19 protein-coding genes, 1 tRNA gene and 3 pseudogenes are annotated in these 22,936 nt (G+C 30.7%); 12 read left to right on the top strand and 11 right to left on the bottom strand.

Annotation, left to right across the window (positions count from 1 at the left end; all coding sequences use genetic code 11):
* Positions 1-4: 4 nt before the first annotated feature.
* The 6 genes and pseudogenes from ACY2RX_RS13935 to ACY2RX_RS13910 form a co-directional block, all read right to left on the bottom strand.
* Complete coding sequence (locus tag ACY2RX_RS13935) at positions 5-874, bottom strand: SDR family oxidoreductase (protein ID WP_490104588.1); 870 nt, start codon at positions 872-874, stop codon at positions 5-7.
* Positions 875-900: 26 nt separating this feature from the next.
* The gene (locus ACY2RX_RS13930) at positions 901-2,502 is read right to left on the bottom strand and encodes an aldehyde dehydrogenase family protein (RefSeq protein ID WP_490104587.1); all 1,602 of its coding nucleotides are present in this window, start codon (positions 2,500-2,502) and stop codon (positions 901-903) included.
* An 82-nt stretch (positions 2,503-2,584) separates the two neighbouring features.
* Positions 2,585-3,166: a TetR/AcrR family transcriptional regulator gene (locus ACY2RX_RS13925; protein ID WP_490104586.1), complete on the bottom strand. Its 582-nt coding sequence runs from the start codon at positions 3,164-3,166 to the stop codon at positions 2,585-2,587.
* Positions 3,167-3,323: 157 nt separating this feature from the next.
* Positions 3,324-4,345 (bottom strand): annotated as a pseudogene (locus tag ACY2RX_RS13920) (site-specific integrase).
* Positions 4,343-4,573: pseudogene (locus ACY2RX_RS13915) on the bottom strand (Arm DNA-binding domain-containing protein); the annotation flags it as partial. The pseudogenes ACY2RX_RS13915 and ACY2RX_RS13920, both read right to left, overlap by 3 nt.
* A gap of 232 nt (positions 4,574-4,805) precedes the next feature.
* Positions 4,806-4,880: transfer RNA gene (locus ACY2RX_RS13910), tRNA-Pro, on the bottom strand.
* A gap of 82 nt (positions 4,881-4,962) precedes the next feature.
* On the opposite strand from ACY2RX_RS13910, the pseudogene ACY2RX_RS13905 reads away from it, so the two are divergent.
* Both ACY2RX_RS13905 and trxB read left to right on the top strand, forming a co-directional pair.
* Positions 4,963-6,049 (top strand): annotated as a pseudogene (locus ACY2RX_RS13905) (PQQ-dependent sugar dehydrogenase).
* 141 nt (positions 6,050-6,190) lie between these two features.
* Positions 6,191-7,138: a thioredoxin-disulfide reductase gene (gene trxB, locus ACY2RX_RS13900; protein WP_490104585.1), complete on the top strand. Its 948-nt coding sequence runs from the start codon at positions 6,191-6,193 to the stop codon at positions 7,136-7,138.
* A 168-nt stretch (positions 7,139-7,306) separates the two neighbouring features.
* Here trxB and ACY2RX_RS13895 read toward each other — a convergent pair whose 3' ends face one another.
* The 5 genes from ACY2RX_RS13895 to ACY2RX_RS13875 form a co-directional block, all read right to left on the bottom strand.
* Positions 7,307-8,206 carry a septum formation inhibitor Maf gene (locus ACY2RX_RS13895; protein ID WP_490104584.1) on the bottom strand — a complete coding sequence of 300 codons (900 nt, stop codon included), beginning with the start codon at positions 8,204-8,206 and terminating at the stop codon, positions 7,307-7,309.
* Between the two features lie 236 nt (positions 8,207-8,442).
* Positions 8,443-10,239, bottom strand: a complete 1,797-nt coding sequence (locus ACY2RX_RS13890) for an acyl-CoA dehydrogenase FadE (RefSeq protein WP_490104583.1) — start codon at positions 10,237-10,239, stop codon at positions 8,443-8,445.
* A gap of 139 nt (positions 10,240-10,378) precedes the next feature.
* Positions 10,379-11,569 carry an acetyl-CoA C-acyltransferase gene (locus tag ACY2RX_RS13885; protein ID WP_490104582.1) on the bottom strand — a complete coding sequence of 397 codons (1,191 nt, stop codon included), beginning with the start codon at positions 11,567-11,569 and terminating at the stop codon, positions 10,379-10,381.
* Between the two features lie 96 nt (positions 11,570-11,665).
* Positions 11,666-14,071, bottom strand: a complete 2,406-nt coding sequence (locus tag ACY2RX_RS13880; protein ID WP_490104581.1) for a 3-hydroxyacyl-CoA dehydrogenase/enoyl-CoA hydratase family protein — start codon at positions 14,069-14,071, stop codon at positions 11,666-11,668.
* Positions 14,072-14,086: 15 nt separating this feature from the next.
* Positions 14,087-14,545 carry a MarR family winged helix-turn-helix transcriptional regulator gene (locus tag ACY2RX_RS13875; RefSeq protein WP_490104580.1) on the bottom strand — a complete coding sequence of 153 codons (459 nt, stop codon included), beginning with the start codon at positions 14,543-14,545 and terminating at the stop codon, positions 14,087-14,089.
* A 178-nt stretch (positions 14,546-14,723) separates the two neighbouring features.
* Here ACY2RX_RS13875 and ACY2RX_RS13870 point away from each other — a divergent pair, with 178 nt between their 5' ends.
* From ACY2RX_RS13870 to ACY2RX_RS13825, 10 genes are all read left to right on the top strand, one after another.
* Positions 14,724-15,653, top strand: a complete 930-nt coding sequence (locus tag ACY2RX_RS13870; RefSeq protein ID WP_490104579.1) for an ABC transporter ATP-binding protein — start codon at positions 14,724-14,726, stop codon at positions 15,651-15,653.
* A 4-nt stretch (positions 15,654-15,657) separates the two neighbouring features.
* Positions 15,658-16,983 carry an ABC transporter permease gene (locus tag ACY2RX_RS13865; protein ID WP_490104578.1) on the top strand — a complete coding sequence of 442 codons (1,326 nt, stop codon included), beginning with the start codon at positions 15,658-15,660 and terminating at the stop codon, positions 16,981-16,983.
* A 6-nt stretch (positions 16,984-16,989) separates the two neighbouring features.
* Positions 16,990-17,823 (top strand): mechanosensitive ion channel family protein, encoded by an 834-nt coding sequence (locus tag ACY2RX_RS13860; RefSeq protein ID WP_490104577.1) that lies wholly within the window; start codon positions 16,990-16,992, stop codon positions 17,821-17,823.
* Between the two features lie 79 nt (positions 17,824-17,902).
* Positions 17,903-19,066: a sigma-54-dependent transcriptional regulator gene (locus ACY2RX_RS13855; protein ID WP_490104576.1), complete on the top strand. Its 1,164-nt coding sequence runs from the start codon at positions 17,903-17,905 to the stop codon at positions 19,064-19,066.
* 8 nt (positions 19,067-19,074) lie between these two features.
* On the top strand, positions 19,075-19,416 hold the full coding sequence (locus ACY2RX_RS13850) for a VOC family protein (protein ID WP_490104575.1): 342 nt from the start codon (positions 19,075-19,077) through the stop codon (positions 19,414-19,416).
* A gap of 149 nt (positions 19,417-19,565) precedes the next feature.
* Positions 19,566-20,207, top strand: coding sequence for a peroxiredoxin (locus tag ACY2RX_RS13845; RefSeq protein WP_490104574.1), 642 nt, complete (start codon positions 19,566-19,568; stop codon positions 20,205-20,207).
* 75 nt (positions 20,208-20,282) lie between these two features.
* Positions 20,283-20,591 carry a thioredoxin family protein gene (locus tag ACY2RX_RS13840; RefSeq protein WP_490104573.1) on the top strand — a complete coding sequence of 103 codons (309 nt, stop codon included), beginning with the start codon at positions 20,283-20,285 and terminating at the stop codon, positions 20,589-20,591.
* Between the two features lie 77 nt (positions 20,592-20,668).
* Complete coding sequence (locus ACY2RX_RS13835; protein WP_490104572.1) at positions 20,669-20,926, top strand: DUF6952 family protein; 258 nt, start codon at positions 20,669-20,671, stop codon at positions 20,924-20,926.
* A gap of 154 nt (positions 20,927-21,080) precedes the next feature.
* On the top strand, positions 21,081-21,596 hold the full coding sequence (locus tag ACY2RX_RS13830) for an RNA polymerase sigma factor (RefSeq protein ID WP_490104571.1): 516 nt from the start codon (positions 21,081-21,083) through the stop codon (positions 21,594-21,596).
* 151 nt (positions 21,597-21,747) lie between these two features.
* On the top strand, positions 21,748-22,887 hold the full coding sequence (locus ACY2RX_RS13825) for a FecR family protein (protein WP_490104570.1): 1,140 nt from the start codon (positions 21,748-21,750) through the stop codon (positions 22,885-22,887).
* The last annotated feature ends 49 nt before the right edge of the window (positions 22,888-22,936 follow it).

The following is a 22,936-nucleotide window of genomic DNA, read 5'->3' as shown; positions in this document are numbered from 1 at the left end:
TTTTTCATGTTTCTAAGATATTTGTTTTGTAACAAACAGTCTTAAATTTTGTGTCCGAGTAAAGGTAACAAGTCCAACGTATTAATTGTAAATATTCTGGGTCATTCATTTGCTTACGTGCTGTAATAATTTGTTCTGCGTCTGGTCCAGCTATATAACGTAATTGGTTTGTTCCGTCGGTTGCTGCCTTATAAATTGTCTCTGCTACTAAAATAGGTTCAGAACCATTGGCACCTGCTTCAAATGCTTTTAGAACTTTACCTGTAAACTCTGCATATTCGGTCATAGATGGATCTAAATTCATATCGAATGATGTTGTTGCAAAATTGGTATTGATAACACCTGGTTCTACCATTTTTACTTGTACACCTATTTCTGCCAATTCAAATGAAAGCGCTTCACTCATGCCCTCAACCGCAAACTTTGAACCGTGGTATAATGTTCCCATCGGGAAAGATACTTTTCCACCCATTGAAGAAATGTTTATTATGGTTCCATTTCCTTGCTTGCGCATAACAGGAATTACATTTTTGGTTACTAAAAGTAGTCCAATAACATTAACTTCAAATTGCATTCTAATTTTATGTTCTGGTGTTGCTTCTAAAATGCCATACGAACCGTATCCTGCGTTATTTAATAATACATCGATAGCACCGAATTTTTCTACTGCTTGTGCTACTGAATTTTTAATAGTGTCTTCTTTGGTTACATCTAATTCTGTAACTAAAACATTACCCAAGTCTGTTAATTCTTTGTCGTTGTCAGAAAATTTGCGAACCGTAGCTACAACGTTCCATCCCTTTCCTTGAAAATATTTAGCAGTTATGCGTCCTATTCCGCTACTACATCCTGTGATTAAAATTATTTTATTCATTTTGTTATTATTTTATTATTGTCTTATTAAAAATCTTTTTTCTTAAACCCATCTACCACCATTTGACCAGCCATTTTTGCAAAGTGTTTCCAGCTATTGTCAATAGCGAAGTAAGCTGAATTAGTAAACAAATGTTCCATCATTTTTTTATTGGTCATTAACATCCCTTGAGAGTTGAAATCGTCAATCAATACCGATTTAACAACATTCTCATACTGATGTGCATTTCCAAAATTACCTACTCCTGAAACAAAATTTTGAGTTGTTTCATTACAACCTCCCCAAGTTAAGTAGGCACTCATAAACACATTTGGTGGAATGGTATTAACTGCAATACCTCCATAATTCAACTCATTAATCGCTTGATAAACACGTTCTTCATGAGCTTTCATCGTATCGTTATCAACCAAAATCATTAAACCTAAAGAACCCAATAGTTTTTCATTACAAAACGTTGTGGCTTTGGTTAAGTAGTCATCAGTATTATTTTCTGTGTCTAAAGGTATTTCAGATATGATCTGGCAAAATGCCTCATTAGTTACTGCGAAATCATCTTCCTTTACATTTGGTATAAACACAAAATCTGTAGTTGGATATTTTCCGTTTTCTACTTTCAATACTTCAGCAGTTGGCTGATTTTCTAAAAATGCTTTTTTGGTTTCTTCTACACCTGGATAATACGTTCCTACTGCATAGGTGTCTTCTTGAATAGCCAGTCTAACGGCATTTAGAAACTGCTCTCTTTGAGGCCAATTTTTAGAAGTGATTATGGTTTGTACACGACCACAAACTGCACCACCATTCATTTTACCAACCGAAACCACTTGCAAAGCTTGATGCTTTATCTCTTTATCCGTCCAAGGTCTATCTCCTGGAATAATTAACAACGGATTGTTTCCACCACATTCTGCAACAACAGGAGCTTTTGCGTTATTTTGAATTGCGTGTGCTACACCTGTTGAACCCGTAAAATATATGGCGTGCAAACCTTTTAAAGAGGTCATCGCTCTGGCTTCTTCGGGTTCTATAAACACTAATGCTTTTCTATCAATCAATGGTTGAAATATTTTTGCCCAAATATGGTCTGTTTCAACATTGTTTTGATGCGGTTTATGAATAACGGCTTTATTTTCATAAAATAAGGCTTTTACCATTTCTACTGAAGAACTGTAATTGCCTGCTCCCGAAATAGCTATTACTCCTGCTGGTTTATCTAACGGATTAACTTGTTTTGGTTCGCCTTTTATGTGTAAATAGCCCTTTTGTTTACCCGCTAACATTTTATCTTTTGGAAATATTGGCCAAGTCTGAATGGCTGTAATATCTCCATCTAATGTTTTTGTACTTACAGGTTCTAATAGTTCTCCATTTACCAATTTTTCATATAAATGATGACTTCCCATTAGCATTCCTGCAATTGGGCCTGCTGTTCCTGCAATACCAAATCCTTTAGTATAAATTTCAGTGCCGATATAATCGTTTTTCATTCTCGCATCAGCAATACCTAAATCTTCGGCATACTGGCTCAAGTTCTTTTGGACTTCTTCAATTAATGCTAATTTTTCAATAGCAGAAGTCTGTGCCCATGTTTTTGGGTCTAAATAATCATATGCTTCTTGTGCTGTCATAATAAGTTATTTTTATATAGTTTCAAGTGAATATTCATTCGGTATTTGAGGTAAATTTTTTTACTTTATCTAACGTTCTGTTTTATTGTTGATTACAATTAGTCATAGCGTTCCAAGCCATTTCAATGGCTTGCTTTATGTTCTTTTCACTTCCTTCAACTTCATTTGCAATTACTACTTGAGCAAAAACAGCTACACTTAAATAGTACCATCTCATAAGAAATACCAGTTCAGTTTTTACAAACACATCATTATCTACTGCTTCTAAAATAAAATCTATAGCTTCTTTATAGTACTTGCGAGCTTGATTTCTTGTTTCTTGAGAAATTAACGGGGAATAAAGAATAGAGCTTGAAAACATAAATTTATTGGGGTCATTAACATAAAATTCATAAGATTTTCTCCAAAGAATGGAAAATCTGTCTTTAATAGATAGTTTTTTTTCATCTTCTGTGAATTTTATGTATTCACCAAACTCTTCCTTTTCATCTAAAAATAATCCATTTATTAACTCATCTTTACTTTTAAAATGATGATACATAGTACCAACCGCTACACCGCTTTCATTTGATATTTGTGCCATTGATGTTTGTTGAAGCCCTTGGTTAGTAAAGAGATTTAAAGCTGTTTCGAGTATTAATGTTCTTTTGCTTTTTGTTTTCATTGAGTTAAATATATCACAAAACGAATATTCATTCGGGTTCAAATGTACAATAAAATTTTGATTTTATTATTTAAAATACACTTTTTCATATTTAGGAATAATCATAAGTTTATTTGAAAAGAGAATTTTTAGTAATTAATACTTTTAAAAAACGGTATTAATTTGCTGATTTTAATTTTGTGTCTTTATTGTTTAATATTAGCTTTAAATTGTTAATATCTTCACTAACTTTTCGTTCTATGACTTTCGCATAAATTTGAGTAGTGGCAATTTTTGAATGACCAAGCAACTTTGAAACAGTTTCTATTGGCACACCATTAGATAAAGTTATTGTTGTTGCAAATGTATGTCGTGCGATATGGAATGTTAGATTCTTTTTAATACTGCATAAATCTGCAATCTCTTTTAGATAAGAATTTAGTTTTTGATTTGAAATATTAGGAAATAAGGTTTTCGTTTTTTTCGTTTTAATATGACCATTATATTCTTTAATTAATTCTTCAGCAATAGGTAAAAGTGGAATTTTAACTTTATTATGCGTTTTTTGTCTGTTGGCAATAATCCACCTTCCGCCATCTATACCAATAGCAATATTATCTTCGTTGAGGTTCATAACGTCTATATAAGATAAGCCTGTATAACAACTGAAAACAAATAAATCTTTAACAAGGTTTAATCTTTCAATTTCAAATTCTTTTTCAATAATTTTTTGCAATTCATCATCTCTTAAAAATTGACGTTCATTCTTAATATATGTTGGCTTGAATTTTATAAAAGGATCTTTTTCTATCCATTCCATTTTATAGGCTAATGTCACCATTTTACGAAGTCTTTGAATATGTTTCATCACCGTGTTTTTTTCCATTTTCTTTTGATGGTCCTCTGGAACATATAAACGTAGAAACTTTTCAAAATCAACCAAAAACGAAATGTTAGTTGTGATAAATACACATCTTGAGTTTTTCTTTTTTTAGTTAGGAATAGCTTGATGTACTTTTGAGTAGTGAAGTAGTTCTTTAAAGTGCCGTAGGTTAATGATTCACTCATTTGTGTATTATGATAATCTACTAATGTTAATAAAGAATACTCTTCGTTGTCTTCGCCTAAAAAGCGAGCTTTAATAGATTGAGCACAGATAAAGACTTTTTCTTTTACTAATTCATCATGAGCTTCGTAAATTCTGTTTTTAACCAGGTCTAAATATCTGTTGAGTAATCGAGATTCTTGTTTATTAACTCTTGCTTTACCTTTATTAGTATCCCATTCGGATAAAACTACTTTTCGTTTTAAACTGATATTTGCTCGTTTGCCATTTACAGTTACTCTTGCGAAAACTGAAACTAAATTATTTTTTACTCGTGTGGCATTAACCCAAAATGACAGGGTAAAGGTAGTTTGTGATTGCATAGTTGTCGTCTTTTAGTTAAACATTTTGTCAAGACGAAAGTCAAATCAACTATTTCAATTACAGTATTTTAAGTGTCTATCCGGTTCACACTTTTTGTATTTTAAAACTGTGAACCGAATTGTGAACCGAATTAAACCATATTAATTCAATTCTTATGATAACCCAAAAACCATAAAACCTTGTAAATCATACGATTTACAAGGTTTTAATTTTCTTTGGTATTAATTTTAGTCGGGGTGGCAGGATTCGAACCTGCGACCTCCTCGTCCCAAACGAGGCGCGATAACCGGGCTACGCTACACCCCGAAAAATAGTTATCAATTTTAGGACTGCAAAGATAGAATAATATTTATATATTGTATTGCTTTTATTACTAAAATTTCTTAAAATGAAACAAAAAATATACGTTACAGTTTTTTTACTTTTTTTTATTTTTTTGTCATTTTCACAAAAAAAAGAATATGAAGTGATTGTTAAAGAATTAAACAATCCTTGGGGGATTTACTTTTTTGCCTGATAAATCAATCTTAATTACAGAAAAAGAAGGAAAACTAATTCATTTTAAAGATGGAATTAAAATAGAAGTGGAAGGTTTACCTAAAATTTATGTTCGTGGTCAAGGTGGATTTATGGATATTGAGTTACATCCAAACTACAAAGAAAATGGATGGATTTATTTTACTTATGTATCATTTGAAGGAAAAGGAAATGGAGGAAATACCGCTTTAATGAGAGCTAAATTGAAAAATAATCAATTAACCAATAAAGAAGTCTTGTACAAAGCTAGTCCTAACTCTAATCGAGGACAACATTTTGGATCAAGAATTGCTTTTGACAAAGATAATTATCTTTATTTTAGTATTGGAGATAGAGGAAACAGAGATAAAAATCCGCAAGATATTACCAAAGATTGTGGCAAAATTTATAGATTAAATGATGATGGTTCTATTCCCAAAAGCAATCCTTTTATCAACAAAAAAGATGCAAAAAAAGCAATTTACAGTTATGGGCATAGAAATCCTCAAGGAATGGAAATGAACCCATTTACCAACGAAATTTGGTCTCACGAGCACGGACCTAAAGGTGGAGATGAAATAAACATCATCAAAAAAGGTAAAAACTATGGTTGGCCAAAAGTAAGTTATGGAGTAAATTATTCTGGAACAAAATTTACTGATAAAACTTATTTGCCAGGTATGGAAAGTCCTATACATTATTGGACGCCCTCTATTGCACCAAGCGGAATGGCTTTTATTAACAGTGATAAATATGGTAAGTGGAAAGGAAATTTATTAGTGGGTTCTTTAAAATTCCAATATGTAAGTAGATGTGTTTTAAAAGGAAATAAGGTTTTTAAAGAAGAAAAGCTATTAAAAAACATAGGTAGAGTTCGTTCTATTGAACAAGGATTAAATGGTTACCTGTATGTTGGTGTTGAAGGTTTAGGAATTGTAAAATTACTTCCAAAGAAATAAGATATTGTACTTATAGAAGAATCATTTTATCCATTTTTTATACCTATTATATTCATTATTAAAACTTATAAACAATCATTCTTTAAAGGTTTTAAAAATTATATTTTTGTTACACTAAGAGTAATTATATAAATAAAAAAGATGTCAGATACAATTGAAAAAATAAAATGTTTAATCATAGGTTCTGGTCCTGCAGGTTATACTGCAGCAATCTATGCAGCAAGAGCTGATATGAAACCAGTTATGTATACAGGAATGCAAATGGGAGGGCAGTTAACAACTACAACAGAGGTTGATAATTTTCCAGGATATCCAGATGGTACAGACGGAACTGCAATGATGGAAGATTTAAAAAAACAAGCAGAACGTTTTGGAACAGAAGTACGCTTTGGTATGGTAACTTCTGTCGACTTAAGTGAAGAAGTTGGTGGAATTCATAAAATAATTGTAGATGAATCTAAAGAAATTGAAGCGGAAACTGTAATTATTTCTACAGGAGCAACAGCTAAATATTTAGGTTTAGAAAGTGAACAACGCCTTATTGGTGGTGGGGTTTCAGCTTGTGCTACTTGCGATGGTTTTTTCTACAAAGGACAAGATGTAGTAGTAGTAGGAGCAGGAGATACTGCTGCAGAAGAAGCAACTTATTTAGCAAACATTTGTAATAAAGTTACAATGTTAGTGCGTAAAGATTTTATGAGAGCTTCTAAAGCAATGCAACATAGAGTTAATAAAACTGCTAATATCGAAGTTTTATATAACTCAGAAATTGATGAGGTTTTAGGTGATAATGTAGTTGAAGGAGTAAGAGCAATTAACAATCAAACAAAAGAAACTACAGATATTTCTGTAACAGGTGTTTTTATTGCGATTGGACATAAACCGAATTCAGATTTATTTAAAGGTGTTTTAGATATGGATGAAACAGGTTATTTAATCACAAAAGGCAAATCTACCAAAACAAATTTACCTGGAGTTTTTGCTGCAGGCGATATTCAAGACAAAGAATACAGACAAGCAGTTACTGCTGCTGGTACAGGTTGTATGGCTGCTTTAGACGCAGAACGCTATTTGGGGTCTTTAGAGTAACAGTAACAATACAGTTTTGTATATTTATAAAAAAAGAGATTGTGAAAGCAATCTCTTTTTTTTATTTCTGAGAAAACAAGAATCTTTAATTAAATTCGTTTAGAAAGATAAAGTATTAAGTAACTATTGAAGCTTTCATAGATTTTCTTTATGTAAAAGAGTTAAAAATTATAAACCCAATTCTTTTCTTTCATTTAAATCAGTAACACCATTTTTATTCCAATAAGCAGATTTAATAGTTTTAATTTTTTTAGCACTTGTTGTTAAGCTTTTACCTCCACTATAAATGGTTTCTTTCCAGGCTTCTATTGTATAAGGAAATTTTTTTGTGGCTTTAATTTTTAAAACTCTTTTTAGCTCAGGATAATTTATTTCGTAAATTAAAAAATCATTTTTTTCTTTTAGAGTTGCCATTGCTTTATAGTCTTTTATTGTTTTATGATTGAGCGATAAGTACTCTAAAGAAGGAATTATTTGCAAATTTCCAGTGGGTAAATTATTAGGATTTATTCTAAGTACATTCCACAGTTCATTTTCTAAAATGTTCTTTTTAAGTGATAGTTTTCTGTCAGCATTTGTTTCAAAATAAGAATGAAAATCGATATCAAACTTTTTTCTATGGTTTAATTGAACAAATGTATTTCCGCACCATTCTTGCGATGAAAAAGAAATCTTAATTGCTTGATTGTTACTGTTTATAGGAGAAAACGTACTTGTCATTAAAGAATAAGGATAAATACCCGTTGTAAAATTTTTAGTACTATTTAATTTTAAGATAGGAATATTTTTTTTATGCTGATAATCTGCTTTTACTTGTTTTTTAGGTAAGAAATCTTCGGTAACAAAAATATGAACAGCAGTTCCTTGATGAATTTCTCCATATCTAACTTGCGATAATTTGTAAGAAGTAATTTCTGCTTTTCCTGCATACCAATAATTATTAAATTTTGGATGTTTTTTAATTGATTTTGTAAGGGTATCAGTTTTAATCGTTTCTTTTTTTGCTTCTTGATTTGTACAAAACAAGAGTAGAAAACTAAAAATAAATGGTATATAAGTATTCAACATTCGTTTTATTTTAAGGTTTTAGAAACCACTAATTTACAACAAAAGAAATTCAGTTTAAATAAGATATGGTATCAATATCTAAAAAAACCATCATAAAGAATGATGGTTTTTAAACAAACAACTAACTATAACCTAAAACGCAATGTTTCAAATTAACTTTTTTGTATTATTTTGATGTCAGTTGAGCTTGAAGAAGATATTTATCTTTAACAGGCTCAATTTAACATCAAGAATTCTTAGAAGCAGTACTTGTTTTCTGCTTTTACTTTTTCTGCTATTTCGTTTCGCAAATCTACAATATCGGGGTAGTTTGTATATTTAGTAAAACGCTTTAAGCCCATTAACATCATACGTTGTTCATCACCTTCAGCAAAAGAAATAATACTTTCTTTACCTTTTTCTTCAATAATATCTACTGCGTGATATAAATACAATTTAGACATTGCAATTTGAACAGATTGTGCATCTTCACCAAAACGTTTTGCGTTTTTTTCAGTTCTTAAAATTGCAGATTCTGCCATATAAATTTCAATTAATATATCTGATGCAGCAATTAATAATTGTTGATGCTTTTCAATTTCTGGACCATATTTTTGAAGCGCAGCACCTGCAACCATTAAGAATGTCTTCTTTAATTTTGCAATCATATGTTTTTCTTCAGAAAATAATACTGAATAATCTGGAGTTTCAAAAGAAGGAATGCCCATTAATTCATCGGCAACTGCAGTTGCAGGACCTAATAAGTCTACGTGACCTTTCATCGCCTTTTTAATTAACATACCCACAGAAAGCATTCTGTTAATTTCGTTAGTACCTTCGTAAATACGCGCAATTCTTGCATCTCTCCAAGCAGCTTCCATAGGAGTTTCTTCAGAGAATCCCATTCCTCCAAAAATTTGAATCCCTTCATCAGCACAATTTTGTACATCCTCAGAAACCGCAACTTTTAAAATGGAACATTCAATAGCATATTCTTCAACTCCTTTTAGTTCTGCTTCTTGGTGTGTATTGCCAGCTTCAACTCTTAAAGCAATTCTGTCTTCAATATTTTTTGCGGCTCTATAGGAAGCAGATTCACCAACATAAGTATTGGTTGCCATTTCTGCTAATTTTACTTTGATAGCCCCAAAATCTGAAATTGGAGTTTTAAATTGTTTACGCTCATTAGCATAATTTACAGCATAAGTAAGAATTCTACGTTGAGAATCTAAACAAGCACCCGCTAATTTAATACGACCAATATTAAGTGCGTTCATTGCAATTTTAAAACCATTTCCTCTTTCAGATAGCATATTTTCTACAGGTACTACTGTGTCATTAAAAAACACTTGTCTTGTTGATGATGCTCTAATTCCTAATTTATGTTCTTCTTCTCCTAACGTAATTCCGTTGGAATTTTCACTGTCATATTCAACAATAAAACCAGTAATGTTTTTATCATTTTCAATACGTGCAAAAACAATCATTAAACGACAAAATCCTGCATTAGAAATCCACATTTTTTGTCCGTTAATTTTGTATGATTTTCCATCAGCGGATAATTCAGCTGTAGTTTTTCCAGAATTGGCATCAGATCCAGCACCTGGTTCTGTTAAGCAATAAGCACCAAACCATTCTCCAGTAGCTAATTTAGGAACGTATTTTTGTTTTTGTTCTTCTGTTCCGTACAAAGTAATTGGCATTGTTCCAATTCCTGTATGTGCACCAAAAGCTGTGCTAAAAGAACCAGTTCCACTTGAAATATAATCGCAAGTTAGTAAGGTAGAAACAAATCCCATTCCTAAACCTCCATAAGCTTCAGGAACAGCAACACCTAAGAAACCTAATTCTCCAGCTTTACGCATCACTTCTTCTGTAAGTGCATAATCTTTTGCTTCAAATCGAGTTTTATGTGGAATAATTTCTCTATCATTAAATTCCATCACAGCTTCTTTCATCATTTGTTGTTCTTCAGAAAAATCTTCTGGAGTAAAAACATCTTCACAGTTTGTTTCTTTTACAAGAAATTGACCACCTCTTAATAATTCTGCCATAGTAAAGCCCCTTGTCCCCCAAAGGGGAAATAATCCTGCCAAGGGTTTCGCAGGTTTAAAGTTAATTTATTTTTTATCTCTTTTTTTATTCACAAACTTGCTCAAAAGTCTTCCCTTTGGGAAGATTTAGAAGGGCTTCTTATTTTAAAAATTCGAATATACCAGCAGCACCTTGTCCTGTTCCCACACACATTGTTACCATTCCGTATTTATTTTTTAGTTCGCGTTTACGCATTTCATCAAATAATTGCACAGACAATTTTGCACCTGTACATCCTAAAGGATGCCCTAATGCAATAGCACCACCATTTACATTTACAATTTCTTGATTCAACTCTAACTCACGCATTACTGCTAAAGATTGAGAAGCAAAAGCTTCATTCAATTCTATTAAATCTATATCGTTTTGTTGTAATCCTGCTTGTTTTAAAACTTTAGGAATTGCAGCAACAGGGCCAATTCCCATTATTCTTGGTTCAACACCTGCAGCTGCATAATTTACAACTCTTGCAATGGGTTCAATATTTAATTCTTTTACCATTTCTTCGCTCATCACCATTACAAAAGCAGCACCATCACTCATTTGTGATGAATTTCCTGCAGTTACACTTCCGCCGGCAGCAAATACCGGACGTAGCTTATTTAACACAGCTGTTGAAGTTCCTTTTCTTGGACCTTCATCTTTAGTAACTGTATATTTTTTTGTTGCTTTTTTTCCGTTTTCATCTAAATAAGTTTGTTCAACTTCAATAGGAACAATTTGATCTTGAAAACGGTTTTCTGTTTGTGCTCTTAAAGCTTTCATATGAGAATTGAAAGCAAATTCATCTTGATCTTCTCTAGATACTTTAAATTGATTGGCAACTGCTTCTGCAGTATTACCCATTCCCCAATAATAATCTGCGTGACCGTCTTTAATGGTCTCGTAGTTTAATTCGGGTTTAAAACCTGTCATAGGAACAGAACTCATACTTTCTGCACCACCTGCAATAATACATTCTGCCATTCCTGCTTGAATTTTTGCAGAAGCCATTGCAATCGTTTCTAATCCTGAAGAACAAAAACGATTTACAGTTACTCCAGGAACATCCACAGAATTTAATCCTATTAAAGAAATAAAACGTGCCATATTTAATCCTTGAGAACCTTCTGGCATTGCATTACCTACAATTACGTCATCTATACGTTTTACGTCTAAACTTGGTAATTCTTTCATCATATGTTGAATGGTTTCTGCACCCAACTCATCTGCTCTTTTAAATCTAAAAACACCTTTTGGCGCTTTTGCGACTGCAGTTCTGTATGCTTTTACTATATATGCTGTTTTCATTTTTTTAGCTTTTAACTAATCGCTTTTGGCTTTTAGTATGTTGTTATTATTTATTTGCCAGTAGCTAATTGCTAAAGGCTAATAGCTTGAGTAACTTTAGTTACGAAGAGGTTTACCAGTTTTTAACATATGTTGAATTCTCTCTAACGTTTTACGCTCTGTACAGAGTGATAAAAACGCTTCTCTTTCTAAATCTAATAAATACTGTTCTGTAACCAAAGTTGGTTCAGATAAATCTCCACCAGCCATAACATACGCTAACTTGTTGGCTATTTTTTGATCGTGTTCTGATATATATTTAGAGTGCTCCATAGCATCTGTTCCTACTAAGAACATACCCAAGGCTTGCTTACCTAAAATTTTTACATCTTTACGTTTTACGGGTTGTGTATAACCACTTTCTGCTATTAGTTTTGCGTGTGCTTTTGCAGTTGCAATTTGTCTGTCTTTATTTACAACAATTATATCTTTCCCTTTTTGAAGTAAGCCTAAATCAAACGCTTCGTAACCAGAAGTAGATACTTTTGCCATACCAATCGTCAAGAAGTTTTCTTGTAAAATGTTTAGCTCAACATCTCCTTTACTAAAAGAATCTGAAGCTCTTAAAGCCATTTCTTTAGAACCGCCACCACCAGGAATTACACCAACTCCAAATTCTACTAATCCCATATAAGTTTCTGCTGCTGCAACTACTTTATCTGCGTGTAATGATATTTCACATCCACCACCTAAAGCCATTCCGTGAGGAGCAGAAATTGTTGGAATTGAGGAATAACGCATACGCATCATAGTATCTTGAAAGTATTTAATGGCGTAATTTAACTCATCATATTCTTGCTCTACTGCCATCATAAAAATCATACCAATATTGGCACCAACAGAGAAATTAGCAGCTTGATTACCAACGACAAGTCCTTGGTAATCTTTTTCAGCTAAATCTATAGCTTTATTGATTCCTGCTAAAACATCGCCCCCAATTGTATTCATTTTAGATTGGAATTCTAGGTTTAAAATTCCATCTCCAATATCTTCTATAACTACACCAGAGTTTTTCCAAACTTCGTTTGATTTTCTAATGTTATCGAGTATAATAAATGATTCTTGCCCTGGTTTTTTTGTTTGAGATTTAGAAGGAATATCATAAAAATAAGTTGCTCCTTCTTTTACAGAATAAAAAGATTTAGAACCGCTTGCTAACATTTCTGTTACCCAAGTTGCTGGTTCTTTGCCTTCGGCTTTTATTAATTCGATTCCTTTTTCAACACCAATAGCATCCCAAATTTCGAAAGGTCCATTTTCCCAACCAAAACCTGCTTTCATTGCATCATCAATTTTGTAGAGTTCATCAGAAATTTCTGGAATTCTATTTTGAACATAAGCAAACATTGCTGCAAAATTCTTTCTGTAAAATTTACCAGCTTTATCTTTTCCGCCAGCTAAAATTTTAAATCTATCAATTGGTTTATCAATTGTTTTAGTCAATTCTAACGTTGCAAATTTTGCGCGTTTTTTAGAACGATATTCCATCGTTTCTAAATCTAGTGTTAGAATTTCTTTTTTGCCTGCTGCATTTACTGTTTTTTTATAAAAACCTTGTCCAGTTTTACTTCCTAACCATTTGTTTTCCATCATAGTGTTGATGAAATCTGGAAGCTTAAATAATTCATGCGCTTCATCATTAGGACAGTTGTCATAAATTCCGTTAGCAACATGTACCAAAGTATCTAAACCAACAACATCAACCGTTCTAAAGGTTGCCGATTTTGGACGACCAATTACTGGACCTGTTAATTTATCAACTTCTTCAACCGTTAATCCTAATTCTTTTACTTGGTGAAATAAAGATTGTATTCCGAAAATTCCAATTCTATTTCCAATAAATGCAGGAGTGTCTTTAGCTAAAACTGAAGTTTTACCCAAGAATTTTTCTCCATACATCATTAAGAAATCGGTAACTTCTTTTTTACAATCGGGTCCTGGAACCACTTCAAAAAGTTTTAAATATCTTGGTGGATTAAAAAAGTGCGTTACTGCAAAATGTTGCTTAAAATCTTCACTTCTTCCTTCATTCATAAACTTGATAGGAATACCAGATGTGTTAGAAGAAATGATTGTTCCTGGAGTTCTGTGTTTTTCTAGTTTTTCAAAAACGATTTTTTTAATGTCTAGTCTTTCTACAACTACTTCCATAATCCAATCTACATCTGCTACTTTTGCAATGTCGTCTTCTAAATTACCCGTAGTAATTCTGTTTGCAAATTTCTGATTATAAATTGGCGAAGGTTTTGATTTTAATGAAGCTGTTAAAGCATCGTTTACTAAACGATTACGAACAACTTTATCTTCTAAAGTTAAACCTTTAGCCTTTTCTTTTTCAGTTAGTTCTCTTGGAACAATGTCCAATAAAAGAACTTCTACGCCAATATTGGCGAAATGACAGGCAATTCCACTGCCCATTATTCCAGAACCAATTATTGCTACTTTTTTAATTCTTCTTGTCATTATAGTTTCGTTTGTTTATACTGCTTTGCTATTGAGTTCTTCGTAAATTTCTCTGTCAGCAATTAATTTATTTATGGTTGATGTTACCTTAAAAAAACCTTCTAAGTCTTTTTCGGAAACCGAATTTCTTACTGTGTCATTAAATTTAATTACGTGACCTCTAGATACCTTACGCATTTTTTTTCCGTAATCTGTTAATTTAATGATGACACTTCTTCCGTCATCAGGATTTTTTTCTCTACAAATAGCACCTTTATCTTCCATATTTTTTAAAATTCTTGAAAGACTTGTAGGCTCCATTCCCATTAATGGGCCTAAAGCTGTAGAGGGCGTTCCTTTTTCTTTATCAATATTTAATAAAACAAATGCTGTAGACATTGTACTATTATGATGCATTGCTTGCTCATTATACATTTTTGCAACAGCTTGCCAAGTGGCTCTTAATTGATGATCTATTGATTTGTGCTTATCCATTTTGCCAAATATATAAAAATTTATTATGCGTGCATAGTAAATTGCAAAAAAGTTATGCGTGCATAGTAAATTTTAACAAAAAATTATATTATAACGTTTTATTATAAGTGTACACTTATATGTATAAAATATGTAAGTTTGTATTGTTGATGACTTACAGAAAACCAATAAAAACTAAATGAATAATTTACTAGAAATAAATAATGTTGTAAAAAAATATGGAGATTTTACAGCATTAAATGATGTTTCCATACATATTCCTAAAGGAAGTGTTTATGGTTTATTAGGGCCAAATGGAGCTGGAAAAACATCTTTGATAAGAATCATAAATCAAATTACAATGCCAGATAGCGGTTCTGTTTTTTTAGACGGAGAAGCTTTGGCACCACATCACACAGTACAAATTGGTTATTTGCCAGAAGAACGAGGTTTGTATAAATCTATGAAAGTGGGTGAGCAAGCTTTGTATTTAGCGCAATTAAAAGGATTGAGTAAATCTGAAGCTAAAAAACGTTTAAAATATTGGTTCGAAAAATTTGATATTTCTGCTTGGTGGAATAAAAAAATAGAAGAACTTTCTAAAGGAATGGCGCAAAAAGTACAATTTATTGTTACTGTTTTGCATCAACCAAAATTATTAATTTTTGATGAACCTTTTTCTGGATTCGACCCAATTAACGCGCAATTAATAGCCAAAGAAATTTTGCAATTGAGAGATGAAGGAGCAACCATTATTTTTTCTACACATAGAATGGAATCTGTTGAGGAAATGTGTGATGAAATTGCTTTAATTGATAAATCGAACAAAATTTTAGATGGTAAATTAGATGACATTAAACGTAAGTTTAGAACACATACTTTTCAAGTTGGCTTGCATACCAACAATCCAAAAGAAGTAGAGCATCAACTAAAAGAAAATTTTGAAGTTTTTCCTGCTGATTTTAAATTACTAGGAAATGAGTTGACTCTAAATGTAAAATTAAATCAAAATAATTCTGCAAACGATTTGTTATCATTTTTAACCAATAAAGGAGAAGTGCAACATTTTGTAGAATTAATACCTAGTGCAAACGATATTTTTATTCAGGCAGTAAATAAAAACAGTTAAGAAAATGAGCAAATTAAAACTAATTATACAAAGAGAGTTTATTGCAAAAGTTCGTAATAAATCGTTTATAGTGATGACTTTTTTAAGTCCGCTAATTATGGTAGGTATGGGTGCTTTGGTTTATTTTCTAATGCAAAAAAACGACGAAAAAGTTAAGAAAATTGTTTATGTAGACAATTCTGGTTTGTTTTCTAAAGACGATTTTAAAGACACTAAAACCATACATTATTCAGATTATACAGCTTTAGGGATTAATGAAACTAAGAAAAAAGTAGAAGCTGGTAATTATTACGGAGCTTTATTTATACCTAAACAAGATAGTTTAGAGGTGTTGGCAAAATCTATAGAATTTTATTCTAAAGATTCTCCAGGAATGTCTGTAATGAACTCTCTAGAAAACAAAATAGAACATAAACTAAGAAATGAAAAACTGAATAAATTTGGTTTTGATTTGGCAAAAATAAAAGCATCTAGAATTCAGTCTGATATAAAGATGTTTAACTTTTCTGGAGAAGAATCATCAAAATTAATAAACGGTTTAAAAATTGGAGTTGGTGCCATTGCAGGTTATTTATTAATGATGTTTGTAATGATTTACGGAACATCCGTAATGCGAAGTGTTATCGAAGAAAAAACCAGTAGAATTATAGAAATTATTGTGTCTTCTGTAAAACCATTTCAGTTAATGCTAGGTAAAATAATTGGTAATGCCTCAGCAGGTTTATTACAGTTCTTTATTTGGGGAGTTATTCTTTTTGTAGTGATGACAATAGCTTCATCAGTTTTTGGTGTAGATATGGCAGAAATGCAAGCATCAAGAGTGCCAGCAGAACAAATGGAAGCTGTTAAAGCTGCAGCAGCAGGAGATAAAATGCAAGTTGTTATGCAAGAAGTTTTAAGGTTGCCTTTGTTAAAAATGTTTTTATTATTTATTTTTTACTTCTTAGGAGGTTATATGTTGTATAGTTCTCTTTTTGCGGCAGTGGGTGCAGCAGTAGATAACGAAACAGATACACAACAATTTATGTTGCCCATTATGTTGCCATTAATATTAGGAGTTTATGTAGGTTTTGCAACGGTTATTAATGATCCTCATGGACCTATTTCTGTAGCATTTTCTTATATTCCATTTACTTCTCCAATTGTAATGTTAATGAGAGTTCCGTTTGGAGTTTCTTGGTACGAATTAGCAATATCTATGGCACTATTATTGGTTACCTTTGTGTTTATGGTTTGGTTAGCAGCCAAAATTTACAGAGTAGGTATTTTAATGTATGGTAAAAAGCCAACCTACAAAGATTTGTATAAATGGTTAAAGTATAAAGGATAGTTTCTAATGAATGATATAAAAAAGTTTCTTAATTTTTCTTTTAATATTACTAATGATATTCATATAGATGTAAAAACAATTCTATTTGTAATTATTGTTTTTATACTTACTGGGCTGTTTTTAAAGTTGATAAAAAAAATAGTGAACAGAAAATTAGATGAAGAAGATAAAGATAAGTTTAAAGCAGTTTATTCTTTTATCAAATATTTTGTTTATGTAGTAGTATTAATTATTGCTTTAGAATCTTCTGGTATAAAAGTAGGAGTTATTTTAGCAGGTTCTGCTGCGTTATTAGTAGGTATAGGTTTAGGTTTGCAAACCTTGTTTCAAGACATTATGTCGGGTATTTTTATTTTGGTTGATAAATCTCTACACGTAAATGATATTATTGAATTAGAAGGTAAAGTTGGTAAAGTAATAGAAATAAGATTAAGAACCACAAGAGCAGTTACTATTGATGATAAAGTGCTAATCATACCCAATCATAAATTTTTAACCAATAGTTTATTTAATTGGACACAAAACGGAATACAAACTACAGAAAGTGTAGCAATTGGAGTTGCTTACGGTTCAGATGTAGAATTGGTTAAAAATATTTTAATTGATGTTGCAAAAGCGCATCCAAAAGTTTTAAAAATAAAAAAGCCTTGGGTGTTATTTACTGATTTTGGCGATAGTGCGTTACAATTTAAATTGTTGTTTGTTATTAACCATAGTTACGAACACTTAAATATTAAAAGCGATTTACGTTTCGAAATCGATAAAAAATTTAGAGAAAACAATATTACAATTCCATTTCCACAAAGAGATGTACATTTTTTCGAGAGAAAAGATAGCTAGAGAAAAGATAATTATAAAATGTGTCAAGTTTTAGATATAAGTGTAAACTTTAAAACTTTGAGACTTTAAATCTAAATAAATGAGCAAAATATTAATTATAGAAGACGAAGCTGCTATTAGAAGAGTCTTATCAAAAATCATTTCAGAAGAAAACAATGCCTATTATGTAGAAGAAGCAGAAGATGGTTTGTTGGGTATAGAAATGATTAAAAACAACGATTACGATTTGGTTTTATGTGATATTAAAATGCCAAAAATGGATGGTGTAGAAGTATTAGAAAAAGCAAAAAAAATAAAACCAGAAGTACCCATTGTTATGATTTCTGGTCATGGAGATTTAGACACAGCCGTAAATACAATGCGTTTAGGAGCTTTTGATTATATTTCTAAACCACCAGATTTAAACCGATTGTTAAATACCGTTAGAAATGCTTTAGAGAAAAAAGTTTTGGTGGTAGAAAATAAACGCTTAAAGAAAAAAGTCAGCAAAAATTACGAAATGATTGGTAATAGTGATGCAATTACGCACATTAAAGAAATCATTGAAAAAGTAGCTGCAACAGATGCAAGAGTTTTAATTACAGGCCCTAATGGTACAGGTAAGGAGTTAGTTGCTCATTGGTTGCATGAAAAATCGGATAGAGTTAAAGCGCCAATGATAGAGGTAAACTGTGCAGCAATTCCATCAGAATTAATAGAAAGTGAATTGTTTGGGCACGTAAAAGGTTCTTTTACAGGTGCAAATAAAGATAGAGCAGGTAAGTTTGAAGCTGCCAATGCAGGTACAATTTTCTTAGACGAAATTGGTGATATGAGTCTGTCTGCACAAGCAAAAGTTTTACGTGCACTACAAGAGAATAAAATCTCTAGAGTAGGTTCTGACAAAGACATAAAAGTAAATGTTAGAGTAGTTGCAGCAACTAATAAAAATCTAAAAGAAGAAATTGCAAAAGGTAGATTTAGAGAAGATTTATATCACAGATTGGCAGTTATTTTAATTAAAGTTCCTGCATTAAATAATCGTAGAGAAGACATACCATTATTGGTAAATTTCTTTGCTGATAAAATATCTAAAGAACAAGGAACTCCAAAAAAAGAGTTTTCTGAGGATGCTATAAAACGATTACAAGAATATGATTGGACAGGTAACATCAGAGAATTAAGAAATGTTGTAGAGCGTTTAATAATTTTAGGAGAAAAAGAAGTTTCTGAAAATGATGTAAAATTATTTGCAAGTAAATAGCAGTTATTATGAAAAGTAAAACAATAGATTATGTAGAGTTTAAAGCAAATGACTTACAACTGATAAAAGAATTTTATGCTACTGTTTTTTCTTGGACTTTTACAGATTATGGTGCAACTTATATTGCTTTTTCAAATAGTGGATTGCAAGGTGGTTTTGAGTTAACTGAAAAACCAATAGTAAATGGAGTTTTAGTAGTTTTGTATGATGAAAATCTTGAGAAAATTCAAACTGAAATTTTAAATGCTGGTGGAAAAATTACTGTTCCGATTTTTGATTTTCCAGGAGGAAAAAGGTTTCATTTTTTAGATCCGTCAGGTAATGAACTTGCTGTTTGGTCAGACAAATAGTTAAAAATTATACTGAATTAAAACAACTATAAATAAAGTTGATGTAAGCATAAAAAGTTTACATCAACTTTTTTTATTTAAAATAGTTGTATTGCTATCTTTGTGTAACAAATAAGAATAGAATATTAATCATATAAAATTTTAAAAAAATGGCAACAGCAGTTGGTAAAAAATTTCCAGATTTAAATGTAGACGCAATGAATGAAATGGGCGATACATTTAAAGTAAATGTATTAGAAGAAGCAGTAAATAACAAAAAGAAAGTGTTGTTATTCTGGTATCCAAAAGATTTTACATTTGTTTGTCCTACAGAATTACACGCTTTTCAAGCAGCTTTGGCTGAGTTCGAAAAAAGAAACACCATTGTAATTGGTGCTTCTTGCGATACTCCAGAAGTGCATTTTGCTTGGTTAAGCACTGCAAAAGATAATGGCGGAATTGAAGGTGTAACGTATCCAATTTTGGCAGATTCTAACAGAAACTTATCATCAATTTTAGGAATTTTAGACATTTCTAACGAAACTTTTGATGAAGCAACACAAACAATTCAAGTAGAAGGTGACAATGTAACGTATAGAGCAACTTATTTAATTGATGAAGAAGGAACTGTTTTTCATGAAGGAATCAATCATATGCCAGTGGGTAGAAATGTAAATGAGTTTTTACGTTTAATAGATGCGTATGCACACGTGCAATCTCATGGAGAAGTTTGCCCAGCAAACTGGGAAGAAGGTAAAGATGCAATGTCTCCGAATGCTAAAGGAACAGCAGAATATTTAGCTTCTCATTAGATTTAAATTATGAATTACTAATTATGAATTACGTTGTCAGATTTTGTAATTCATAATTTGTAAAAAGTAACTATTATGGTACAAGAATTAAATCAAGATAATTTAGCAGAAATCGTTTCAGACAATAAAAAAGTAGTGGTACAATATGCTGCAACTTGGTGCGGAAATTGTAGAATTATGAAACCAAAATTCAAAAAATTATCAACAGAAAATGAAAAAATGGTTTTTGTAATTGCAGATGCAGAAAAATTTCCTGAAAGTAGAAAATTAGCAGACGTAAGTAATTTACCAACTTTTGCCACTTTTGTAGATGGTAAATTTGTAAATCAAACACAGACTAATAAGTTTGATGTTTTAAAGGAATTAGTTGCTGAAGTTGTTTAACATTTGTTTCCTCGAGCGCAGTTGAGAGGTTATAATTAGTTCTCGACTGCGCTCGAACTGACAAACAAAATAAAGAAATGAAATTACCAGTAATAAAACACTTAACTAATTTTATCGAAGAAAACGATCAAGATTATGTGTTAGAAACCATAGAAACGCTAGAAGCTTTAACAGAAGTTCCGTCTTTAAAAGACGAAGAATTAGATGTTATTGGTGAGTTAATTTCTAATTTATACGGAGCTGTAGAAGTCGATAAAATGATTAAAGAAGGAACACCCAAAAAAGAAGCATTAAATGCTTTTATGAAACGAGTTTTGGGTTCTATAGATCAATAATAAAACCTAAAGTTTATTTTAAAAATCCTGAATTAATAGTTCAGGATTTTTCTTTATGCAAAAAAATAGGCTAAATACTTCTTAAATAGAAAAAGAACCTAACAAAGATATTAAATTAATAAATTTTTATAATTTAGTATTATATTAATCTTGTATGTCTTTACAGTTAGAAATTATTAATGGAAATAAAAAAGCTTTAGAAAAAGTATATAAATTACATTTTTCGAAAGTATTTGCGGTTGCAAAAAAATATTCAAAAGATAATATTGATGTAGATGATATTGTACAAGAAGTATTTATAAAATTATGGTTGAATAGAGAGAGAATTTCGACAGAAATCTCCTTAGAACATCAATTATTTACTATTACAAAAAATGTAGTTTTAAATTCATTAAGAACAAGAATAAATCAGAGAAACCTTTTGCAAAAATTAAAGTTAGAAAATAAAAAGCTTTTTTTTGAAGAAGAAGATTTTTCTAAAATTAGATTAAAAAAAGTTAATAGTGTTGTAGAAAAACTTCCAAAACAACAACAAATAGTTTTTAAAATGTATCGCTATAATGGTTTAACTTACGACGAAATAGCCACTGCATTAGATATTTCTAAAAACACAGTTTCTTCTCATTTAAATGCTGCTATGAGTTTTCTTAAAAAAGAGTGTTTAATGTAACAATTTTACAGTTATAATAATTTAATAAAACAATCAATTTTAGATTAAAAGCGTATAAAAAATGTTAAAATTTTAAATTTTAACATTTAAAACTAGTACTTCTCGTTTTGGGAAGTGTAATCTATATTAGAGCACTTTAATAACAGAAGCTATGAATATAAATTTACTGATAGAAAAATTTTTGAAAGGTAAATGTACACAAGAAGAAATTTTTATTTTAAGTGATTTTTTTAAAGAAAAACAAATAGAAGAATTAGATAAAGAATTTTTAAAAGTTTGGAAATCTGAAAACGAAGACAAATCTTTAAAATTTAAAAAAGAATTTATTTGGTCTAAATTGAATCATCAAATAGACGATACATCAGTTCAGAAAACTAAAAATAACAGACGCTATATAAATATTTTAAAGTATGCAGCTGTTTTTGTAGGAATTATAAGCCTTAGTTTTTATGTGTATCATAATAAACTTGATAAACCAACTGCTAGCGAAAAGTCAGTTAAAATAAAATTATCAGACGGAACTATAAAGAAACTAAAAGTAAATATTGATACACTTAGAAGTAAAGGAAAAAAACTGGCAACTCAAAAAGGAAATCGTTTAATTTATTATGCAAAACCAAAAGATAAAAAAGCTAAAAAACTAGTTTATAATACATTAACAGTTCCTTACGGAAAAAAGTTTCAAGTAGTTTTATCAGATGGTTCTCAAATATATTTAAATTCAGGATCGTCATTAAAATATCCTGTAGAATTTATTAAAGGACAAAAAAGAGAAGTTTTTCTAAATGGAGAAGGGTATTTTAAAATAGCTAAAAATAAAGAGGATTCTTTTGTTGTTAATGCAAATAATATTAAAACTAAAGTCTACGGAACTCAATTTAATATATCGTCTTTTAAAAATGAAGAAAACATAAATGTAGTTTTAGTAGAAGGTAGTATTGGAGTTCATAATTCATTAACTAACAAAGTAGAAGAGGTTTTAAAACCAAATCAAATAGCCTCATATTCAAAAGTTAATAAGAATATTAAGGTTGCTAATGTTGAAGTTGATAGCCATATTGCTTGGATAGATAATGTACTCTTATTTAAAAACGAAAGGTTTGATATTATACTAAAAAAACTAGAAAGACATTATGGAGTAGAAATTATTAATAATATGAAAAACTTTGATAATCAGCGCTTTACAGGTAGATTTGAAGTTGAATCTATAGAAGATGTTTTAAATACAATTAATAAAGTATTAGATTTTAAGTATACAAAAAATAAGAATCAAATAACCATTAACCCATAACTATATAAAATATGACTTGACGTAAAATAAAAAATCGAGAAATGCTGTA

The sequence above is a fragment of the Polaribacter sp. 2405UD43-2 genome, from assembly GCF_058147125.1.
Note: the sequence above shows the minus strand (reverse complement) of the source record. Positions and strands in the feature narration are given on the sequence as shown.